The sequence below is a fragment of the Flavobacterium olei genome (assembly GCF_039749035.1).
Lineage (GTDB): Bacteria > Bacteroidota > Bacteroidia > Flavobacteriales > Flavobacteriaceae > Flavobacterium > Flavobacterium olei.
In genome coordinates this window covers 721,896-732,012 of the sequence record NZ_JBDKWC010000003.1, presented here as the reverse complement: position 1 = coordinate 732,012, position 10,117 = coordinate 721,896, and the positions used below count along the sequence as shown (strand labels likewise).

Here is a 10,117-nt window from a genome sequence, read left to right as displayed (position 1 = left end):
TCGCGCGGATATTCCGGGACTTAAAGCGGGAACTTATACTGTTAAAGTAAAACCCGTAGTTTCAGGAATTGAAGGAAGTGGCGCTGTCACAGCAAATTTAAATGTTACAGCGCAAGACAGAAACGGATTTGCTTTTGAAGGCGGCCGCGTACCAGGTGGTTATAAAGCAGACGGAACTCCAAAAGATAATGCTGTAATACTTTATATTACACAAAATACCAAGAATACTATTTCAATGAATATCACAGGGGCAAGCGCAAATCCTTGTATTGGTTTGCAGAATATTCTGTATGCCATTAAAAAAGGAAAAGACACACGTCCGTTTATCTTCCGTTTAATTGGAAACATTACGGATATGACTGTAATGGAAGGCGGAGATGTGGTAATTGAAAATAGCAATAATGCGTCGAGTTATGTCACTATTGAAGGAATCGGTAATGATGCTGTTGCCAACGGCTGGGGAGTAAGACTTAAATCGGCTTCTAATATTGAAGTAAGCAATTTAGGTTTTATGAATTGTAATAGTACCGCCGGAGATAATGTTGGAATGCAGCAGGATAACGATCACGTCTGGGTTCATAATTGTGATTTATTCTATGGAAATGCAGGAAGTGATGCCGACCAAATTAAAGGTGACGGAGCATTAGACAATAAAACTTCAACGTACATCACACTATCCTACAATCACTTTTGGGACAATGGAAAAGCCAGTCTTTTAGGATTGAGCGAAGGAACAACTGCAGGTCTCTATATTACGTACCATCACAATTGGTTTGATCACTCCGATTCCCGTCATCCGAGAGTTCGTTATTACTCCGCTCATATTTACAATAATTATTTTGATGGCGTTGCAAAATATGGTTCCGGTTCAACATTGGGTTCATCGTTATTTGTAGAGGGAAATTATTTCAGAAACAGTAAACATCCTATGCTGACTTCTTTGCAGGGAACAGATATTTGGGATGAAGCCAACCAGGTAAATAATGCCGGAACTATGGGAACTTTTTCCGGTGAAGCCGGCGGAAGCATAAAAGCTTTTAATAACACTTTTGATGCCTCAAACGGAACAAACAATATGCGTTTTGTGGCTTATAATGATCCAAATCCGTTATATAATATTTCAGGAAAGATAAGTTCTACAACAGATTTTGATGCATATGTTGCTTCAACGAGAGGTGAAACAGTAAGCAGTTCTGTTAAGTCTAAATCTGGTGCAAATACCTATAATAATTTTGACACTGATGCAGCTTTATACGTAAAAAACTTAGTAATCGATCAGCCTGCGACAGCGAAAACGAAAACGACACAATATGCGGGACGCATTTCAGGAGGAGATTTAAAATGGACATTTAATAATGCTACAGATGATACTTCTTCCTTAGTGATTACTGCTCTCAAAACAGCTTTAACCAATTACACTGGAACTTTGGTTGCCGTGCAAGGCGAAGGAAATCCACCGGCAGGAGCACAGACTTTGACATTAACTTCAGCTTCTAATAATAACCAAACTGTTGTCAGCGGAACTGCAATTACCTCTATTGTATATACCTGGGGCGGAGATGCGACAGATGCTACAGTGACAGGATTACCAGCTTCTGGATTAACTTTTGCAAAAAATACAACGGCAAAAACAATAACTATAACAGGAACGCCAACAGCTACTGTGACATACTCGATCGCAACGTCTGGAACTACTGGTTCTCCGGCTACTGGATCAGGAACTATTACCGTTACTGCGGCAGGAAATCAAACTTTAACCTCATCCGGCAACAATAATCAAACAGTTTCTAATGGAACTGCTATCGCGACCATTATATTTACCTGGGGAGGAAATGCCACAGATGCCACTGTTACGGGAATACCGGCATCAGGATTAACTTTTGTAAAAAATACAACGGCAAAAACACTTACGATTTCCGGAACTCCGACAGCAAATGTATCTTACTCTATCGCAACTTCAGGAACAGCAGGAACACCGGCAACAGCATCAGGAACCATAACCGTTACAACGGGATCAACCGGAGGAAGCGAATTACATAATTTTACAACTTCGGGAAAAACCAGCACATTCTATTCTATTAACGGAAATATGAATTCAACTCCGGGTTCTGTAACTTATAATGGGATAACTTTGACAGAACGTTTAAAGATTGAATCCAGTACTTCTATAACATACAATACAACAAACGCATCCACTTTAACCCTGGTTTTTGATTCTAATTTTACCGGAACTATCAAAGTAGATAATGTTTCTTATACAGCATCTGCCGGAATTGTAACCGCATCAATCGCTGCTGGTTCGCATACGATTGCCAAGGGTTCTGTTGCTAATTTATTTTACATCAGCACAGTTTATAACGGAAGCACTTTAAAAACAGCAAATGTTGTCGATGCATTAAATCAGGAAACTGAAAACTCAAAAATTATATTGTATCCGAATCCCGTTTCAAACACTTTATATTTGAGGGATCCGAATCAGAAAATCGAAAAAATAGTAATTTATAACATAACAGGAAATCAGGTTACTACTTCCGGAAAATCTGAAAGTATTGATATTAGCCATTTAATTCCGGGAACTTATCTCGCTAAAATTCATACTACAGACGGATCATTTAATCAAACTATCATAAAAAAATAGCTTAATAAAAAAAGGCTTCCGAATCAGGAAGCCTTTTTTTATTTTTAAAAATATGTTATTACAAATCAAATTTTATTCCCTGTGCTAATGGAAGGCTTGTTGTATAATTAATTGTATTAGTCTGACGTCTCATGTAAATTTTCCACGCATCAGAACCAGATTCACGACCGCCGCCGGTTTCTTTTTCACCACCAAATGCGCCACCGATTTCTGCACCTGAAGTTCCGATATTAACGTTTGCGATTCCGCAGTCTGAACCAACAACAGATAAAAATCTTTCTGCTTCACGAAGATTGTTTGTCATAATGGCTGAAGACAATCCTTGTGCAACACCGTTTTGAATTTCGATCGCATTATCTACTTCCCCGGAATATTTTATTAAATATAAAACCGGAGCAAAAGTTTCGTGCTGTACAATTTCAAAAGAATTTTCAGCTTCTGCAATTGCAGGTTTTACATAACATCCGCTTTCATAACCCTGGCCGGAAAGTACACCGCCTTCTACGATAATCTTTCCTCCTTCTGTAGTTACTTTATTTAAAGCTGCTGCATACATTTCGACAGCATGAACATCAATTAGCGGACCAACATGGTTGTTTTCGTCAAGCGGATTTCCGATTCGTAATTGTTTGTAAGCTGAAACAAGTGCTTCTTTTACTTTATCATAAATACTTTCGTGAATAATTAGTCTTCGGGTTGAAGTACAACGTTGTCCCGCCGTTCCGACAGCTCCAAAAACAGCTCCGATAATCGTCATTTTTATATCTGCATCAGGAGTTACGATGATGGCATTATTTCCTCCCAATTCTAACAAAGATTTACCTAATCTGCCTGCAACTTCTTTGGCGACAATTTTTCCCATTCGGGTTGATCCTGTAGCAGAAATTAATGGAATACGAGTGTCTTTTGTCAATAACTCTCCTATTTTATAATCTCCATTTACTAAACAGGAAATTCCTTCCGGAAGATTATTTTCTTTCAAAACCTGAGCAATAATGTTTTGGCAGGCAATTCCGCATAAAGGTGTTTTTTCAGAAGGTTTCCAGACACAAACATCGCCAGAAATCCAGGCCAAAGCAGTGTTCCAAGACCAAACTGCAACCGGAAAATTAAACGCCGAAATAATTCCGACAACTCCCAAAGAATGGTATTGCTCATACATTCGGTGTCCGGGTCTTTCAGAGTGCATGGTTAATCCGTGCAACTGGCGCGACAAACCTACCGCAAAATCGCAGATATCGATCATTTCCTGAACTTCTCCGTAACCTTCCTGCAGCGATTTTCCCATTTCATAAGAAACCAATTTACCAAGAGCTTCTTTATTTTGTCTTAATTTTTCTCCAAACTGACGAACAATTTCACCTCTTTGAGGCGCCGGCATTAACTTAAAAGTTTTGAAAGCTTCAGTGGCAGACTTCATCACTCTTTCATAATCTGCAGCTGTAGACATTTTTACAGAAGCAATCAGTTTTCCATCTACTGGCGAATAACTGTCCAGGATTTCTCCCGATGAAAAATTATCAGATCCGGTTGATGTTCCTTCATTTATCTTTTTGATGCCCAATTTTTCCAGAGCTTCATCCATTCCAAATTGCGATGCTATTGTTGTCATTGTAACTTTTTTGGTTAAAATTGTTATATTTTATTGTAAAGATATTATTTCGAAATGAATTAAAATACTGTTACAACATAATTTAAAAGTAAATTTAGAGCTATTTTGATATAATCTGAAAATTAGATTGTACTTATTAACCGGAAATATTGACCTTTGTATTTTTAAATTTTAGGAATATGAGTTTTTTAAATCGTTTTTTATTTTGTCTTGTTTTCGTTTCTGTCACAACAATAGCCCAGAAAAACCAAAAAGCATCTTTTCAGGTTGTTCCACTTGGCGTTAAAGGCGGAATTGATGAAAAAAATCTTTCTGCTTATTTATTAGCTCCGACAAAATCAAATGATTTTATCTGTCTCGATGCGGGAACGGTAAATGCCGGAATTGAAAAGGCAATTGAAAAGAAAACTTTCAAAGTTTCGACAACCGAAGTTTTACGAAAATATATTAAAGGATATTTGATTTCTCATGCACATCTGGATCATGTTTCTGGTCTGATTATAAATTCGCCTGCAGATTCTTCAAAGACAGTTTATGCGACAAATAAATGTATGGAAATGATGGAAAACCATTATTTTAATGATCAGACATGGGCAAATTTTGGCGATGTTGGTCCGGGTTTTCCTTTAAAAAAATACCATTTTCAAACTTTAAATATTGGAGAAGAAATTCCTCTTTCAAATACTTCAATGACTGTGAAAGCATTTCCGTTGAGTCATGTAAATCCGTTTGAAAGTACTGCTTTTTTGGTTAAAAATAATGATTCGTATGTATTATATCTCGGCGATACTGGTCCGGACGAAGTTGAAAAAAGCAGTGACTTAAAAAATTTATGGACGGAAGTTGCACCTTTAATAAAAGATAAAAAATTAAAAGGAATTCTAATAGAAGTTTCTTTCCCTAATGAACAGCCCGACAAGTTCCTGTTTGGTCATTTAACACCGAATTACTTAATGAAAGAATTATATGTTTTGGAAAATTTGGCTGGAAAAGGTTCTTTAAAAGATTTTAAAATTATTATCACTCACTTGAAACCTCCGGCAAAAAATATTACCAAAATTAAAGAGCAGATTAAAAATCAAAATGATTTGGGATTGAAGATTATTTATCCTGAGCAGGGTAAAAAATTAGAATTATAGTTTTTTCTTAAACCAAATGTTATTTAGATTGAAAAGATTTCTTTTGGTATTGATCTTTGTCAAAGTTTAAAACTTTGACAAAGATTCATGATTATAAAAATTATTTTGTTTTGAAAATGAGTGCCCTAGCCCCGATAAAAGTGGAAATCCTTTTGCTTTTTTCTTAAAAAGCAAAAGATTGAAACGGATAGCGGGATTAGCTCCTAATTAAACTACATCTTCGCCACAAATCTAGGATCAGTTTCCATAACTGTCCCACAATTATCACAAGTTCTTAATTCTTCCGAATTGTAAAAATGTTCAAAGTGAGGAAGAAAATCTTTTTCGATATTGTGCAATTCAAAATAGACTTCATACAACTTGTGATTGCATTTTTCGCAATGCCAAAGCAAACCATCTGTAAATCCCTGACCGGCACGTTTGCGCTCAATAACCAATCCAATCGAACCTTCGGAACGAACTGGAGAATGTGGTACTTTGGCAGGATGCAAATACATATCACCCGCATTTAACTCCATTTCTTTGCGCTGACCATCTTCCTGTATAACTACTTTTATACTTCCTTCCAATTGATAAAAAAGCTCTTCGGTTTCGTTATAGTGATAATCTTTACGTGCGTTTGGGCCGGCAACGATCATTACAATATAATCTCCGGAATCAATATATAGATTTTTATTTCCTACGGGCGGTTTTAGTAAATGACGATTTTCGTCAATCCACTGAGTTAAGTTGAAGGGTTTTGCAATAGCCATTTTTTAAAGTACTAAATTATGAAAAAGCTAAGTTAGTGAAATTGTAGAGATGCGCTGCAGTGCTTATTCAGTTTCTTAAATATCACTCCAAACGAGATTAGATGCACTAAATTGAAGCTTTGCATTAAAACTCTTTTATTAAATAAATATAAACTGGAAAGTGATCGCTAAATCCTGCCTGAGCAATCGTATTTCTTAGCGGATAACCTTTATAAGGTCCGGAATTCTGAATTAAATAAGGTTTATTGAAAATGCCGGCTTTCCAGAAATTATACGTTGAAAAGTCAGATGTGACTAAAGATCCGGTCATAATGATCTGATCAAAAATATTCCACGAATCGCGGTAAGCAATTGTTCCCATTCCTTTATTGGCCAAATCTTCAAACGGATTGAAAACACCGAATTCTGGTAATTCGGCTTTTCTCCCTTTTGCTCCTAACCCCGTTTTTATACTTTTATTAAGTGGACCGTCATTAAAGTCACCCATTGTTAATACTTTTGCCAAAGGATTAATTTGCTGCAGCGAATCGATAATCTTTCGGTTCAGTTGTCCAGCCGCCTCACGAAATGCACTGGTAGCTTTTTCACCTCCAGATCTGGACGGCCAGTGATTGACAATAATATGAATTTCTTCATTTTCTAAAAATCCCGAAACCAAAAGCTGATCTCTTGTAAAAACACGATTTTTATTCTCTTTTTTAACTTCTGTTTCTTCATCTAATTGTTCTGAATCTTCTTCTTTGTGGAGCAGATTGTTTTTATAAATAATTAGAGGAATATTTGAAAAGGATACCGGTCGAAAATACTTTTTCTGATAAAGCAAAGCAACGTCGATTCCACGTTTATCAGGAGAATCAAAATGAATAATGCCTAAATCTAGTTGTAGTAATTGCGGCTCTTTTATTAAATCTTCTAAAACACCCCGATTCTCTATTTCGCAACCTCCAATTAATGTTGGCGAATTGGAATTTTCCGGCTTGCCAATTTCTGATAATACTCGTGCCAAATTTTTTAATTTCTGATCGTATTTTTCGGTTGTCCAATGCTGTGCTCCGTTGGGTGTCCATTCGTCATCATTTGTGAAAGCATCATCAATAGTGTCGTAAAGATTTTCCAAATTGTAAAATGCGACAGTATGTATTTTATATTTTTTGGATTGTGAAAAAATTTGGAATGAACAAAGAATTGAAATAGCGAAAAAATAAAATCTAATAAACTGCATGTATTTTACGTTTTAAAAAAATGACAATTTAATCATTTTATTTAATTGTAAGAAAATTCAAATAAAATTAAAATCTAAAATCTTTATATTTGTTCTTCATACCAATTGAAAAGAAGCAGAATATCATGAAAAACCTTTTAAATAGTAAAAACATCTTTAACTTTCATAAAATCGCATTTCTTATTTTTGCTTTACAATCATTTACCTGTCAATCTCAACAAAACATGATAACACCACCTTATTTACAAAAAGGAGATACTGTAGCACTTTTAGCAACAGCAAGAAAAAATATTGATGACAATTTGAAACCTACTATAGACTTATTGCACAGCTGGGGACTTGAAGCTGTTGTGGGATCAACAATCGGATTGGATTATCACCAATTGGCTGGAACTGACGAGCAAAGAGCTGCTGATTTTCAAAAACAGTTAGACAATCCAAATATTAAAGCAATATGGTGTGTTCGTGGCGGTTATGGAACGGTGAGAATGTTGGATTTGTTGGATTTTACCAAGTTCAAACAGCATCCGAAATGGATTATTGGTTTCAGTGATGTTACAGTTTTGCACAATCACTTAAATACTATGGGTTATAAATCGCTACACGGAATTATGCCCGTAACGGTTCCCAGAGCAACACCTGAAGCGGTAAGTTCTCTTAAAGCAAGTTTATTTGGCGAACCTGTTTCCTACTCTATCAGTCCAACGCCGATGAATCGTTTAGGGAATGCAACGGGAGAATTAGTCGGTGGAAATTTATCGATTTTATATAGTTTATTGGGATCTCCTTCTGCGATTGATTGCAGAGATAAAATATTATTTATTGAAGATTTAGACGAATATCTTTATCATATTGATCGTATGATGATGAATTTAAAAAGAAACGGATGCATTGAAAATCTTAAAGGAATTATTATTGGCGGAATGACAAGCATGAAAGACAATGAAGTTCCGTGGGGAAAAAATGCTTTGGAAATTATCGACGACGTTACCAAAAAATATAATATCCCGGTAATTTTCAATTTTCCAGCCGGACATATTAGAGACAACAGAGCCTTAATTATGGGAAATACAGTTTCTATGGAAGTTACAGCAACAGGAAGCACGCTTACTTTTAAAAGATAAAATAATCTCTTCCTAAGGAAGATTTAAATACCACGTAAAATCTCGCAAGACGCGAAGTCGCAAAGTTTTGAATACACTTTGCAACTTCGCGTCTTTGCATGCAGATAACTCAAATTATTTTAAGATTCAAAAACTTGAAACTTGAAACTTGAAACTTGAAACTTGAAACTTGAAACTTTAAAACAAAAAATTATGGCAGAACATAACGATCTGGGAAAGTTAGGCGAAGATCTCGCGGCCGCTCATCTTGAAGAAAATGGTTATAAAATTTTGGAAAGAAACTGGGAGTTTCAAAAAGCCGAAATTGATATCATTGCGCAAAAAAAATCCACTTTGGCAATTATAGAAGTAAAGACAAGATCCAGTCTGGATTTTGGAGCTCCGCAAGATTTTGTGAAGCCAAAAAAGATTCAATTACTAATTAAAGCAGTAAATGCCTACATAAACGATAGGGAAAAGGATTTTGCTGATGATTGTGAAATCCGTTTTGACATTGTAGCGATCCATAAAAACGGGGAATCCTTTGCAATTGAACATCTTACTGATGCTTTTTATCACTTTTAACATAAATTTTTATTGTTATAATTGTAACAATTTGTTTTTTTATTTATATTTGCAAAGATTTATAACATCGCAATGTTAAATTAACAACCAACCGAATACAAAAAAAAAAAAAACGAATTATGAAAACTGTTTCTTCTATTGTAGAAAACTACATTAAAACAAAACCATTTTTATTAAATGCCCTATCCCTCGGAATTATTAACCTGACTTCACTTTCGCGAAATATTATGACCGAATTGGAAAGTGAGTTTGGCAAAGAAGTAAAACAAGGGGCTGTTGTAATGTCTTTAAAACGTCTTACAGAAGAACTGGATTTCAAATTAAACCACAAAATTAATAAGGTAATTAAAAATATTGGTGAAATTACCGTTCGCTCTGAACTTACCGATTATACTTTTGCAGCGTCTGAAACGGTCTTAAACAAGCAGGCAGATTTAATCTCTGATATTAATGCTTTATCGGATATTTTTTATACCTCTTCGCGTGGTGTAAACGAAACCAATATCGTTGTCAGCAGTAGTGTGAATCATCTTGTTGAAAAACACTTTATGAGAGAAAAACTAATACAGAAACTGGATAATCTGGCTTCTATTACAGTAAAATTACCAAAAGAAAATATTGTTGTTCCTGGTATTTATTACTTCATTTTCCAGCGTTTAGCCTGGGAAGGAATTATTATTAATGAAGTTATTTCTACTTCGAATGAATTTACAATTCTTGTTGGAGAAGATCAGGTTGATGTTGCTTTTAAAGTAATTAAAGATCTGAAAAACTAACTAAACAGCCATTTTACGAATCAATATGATTCTTTTTCATAAATCCTTTTGTCTTTTTCTTATAAGATAAAAGGATTTCTTTTTATCAGTATTCCCAACTCATATCTGACAAATAAGAATATTCTCAAAAGTAAAATTCAAAACAAAAATTATAATTAGTGAAAGCGTCATTATAACACTTACTTGTAAAAAAGCGACTTGCGGGCGGTTTTTGACTCATCAACATAAAAAACTAACAAAAAATCCGAATTAAGTTTTTTTATATATAATTTGTTGCGAATAATATTTTT

The 10,117-nt window shown here is 35.1% G+C and carries 8 protein-coding genes; 5 read left to right on the top strand and 3 right to left on the bottom strand.

The features are described from left to right. Positions 1-2,638: pectate lyase family protein (locus ABEB31_RS10875; RefSeq protein WP_347051663.1), on the top strand; the 2,638-nt coding region annotated here is incomplete at its 5' end. A gap of 58 nt (positions 2,639-2,696) precedes the next feature. Here ABEB31_RS10875 and amaB read toward each other — a convergent pair. Then, positions 2,697-4,250: an L-piperidine-6-carboxylate dehydrogenase gene (amaB, locus tag ABEB31_RS10870; protein ID WP_347051662.1), complete on the bottom strand. Its 1,554-nt coding sequence runs from the start codon at positions 4,248-4,250 to the stop codon at positions 2,697-2,699. A gap of 179 nt (positions 4,251-4,429) precedes the next feature. On the opposite strand from amaB, the gene ABEB31_RS10865 reads away from it, so the two are divergent. After that, positions 4,430-5,389, top strand: coding sequence for an MBL fold metallo-hydrolase (locus tag ABEB31_RS10865; protein ID WP_347051661.1), 960 nt, complete (start codon positions 4,430-4,432; stop codon positions 5,387-5,389). Positions 5,390-5,601: 212 nt separating this feature from the next. Here ABEB31_RS10865 and ABEB31_RS10860 read toward each other — a convergent pair whose 3' ends face one another. Together ABEB31_RS10860 and ABEB31_RS10855 are read right to left on the bottom strand one after the other, a co-directional pair. Then, complete coding sequence (locus ABEB31_RS10860) at positions 5,602-6,141, bottom strand: 3-hydroxyanthranilate 3,4-dioxygenase (RefSeq protein WP_347051659.1); 540 nt, start codon at positions 6,139-6,141, stop codon at positions 5,602-5,604. Between the two features lie 124 nt (positions 6,142-6,265). Further along, on the bottom strand, positions 6,266-7,363 hold the full coding sequence (locus ABEB31_RS10855) for an endonuclease/exonuclease/phosphatase family protein (RefSeq protein ID WP_347051658.1): 1,098 nt from the start codon (positions 7,361-7,363) through the stop codon (positions 6,266-6,268). Positions 7,364-7,587: 224 nt separating this feature from the next. On the opposite strand from ABEB31_RS10855, the gene ABEB31_RS10850 reads away from it, so the two are divergent. The 3 genes from ABEB31_RS10850 (at position 7,588) to ABEB31_RS10840 (ending at position 9,827) form a co-directional block, all read left to right on the top strand. Continuing rightward, the gene (locus ABEB31_RS10850) at positions 7,588-8,487 is read left to right on the top strand and encodes a S66 peptidase family protein (RefSeq protein ID WP_347051656.1); all 900 of its coding nucleotides are present in this window, start codon (positions 7,588-7,590) and stop codon (positions 8,485-8,487) included. A gap of 192 nt (positions 8,488-8,679) precedes the next feature. After that, a complete protein-coding gene (locus tag ABEB31_RS10845) occupies positions 8,680-9,051 on the top strand; it encodes a YraN family protein (RefSeq protein ID WP_347051655.1) in 372 nt (123 codons plus the stop codon). Positions 9,052-9,170: 119 nt separating this feature from the next. Beyond that, entirely contained in the window at positions 9,171-9,827 is a 657-nt protein-coding gene (locus ABEB31_RS10840; protein WP_008466087.1) for a hypothetical protein, read from the top strand. Positions 9,828-10,117 lie beyond the last annotated feature (290 nt).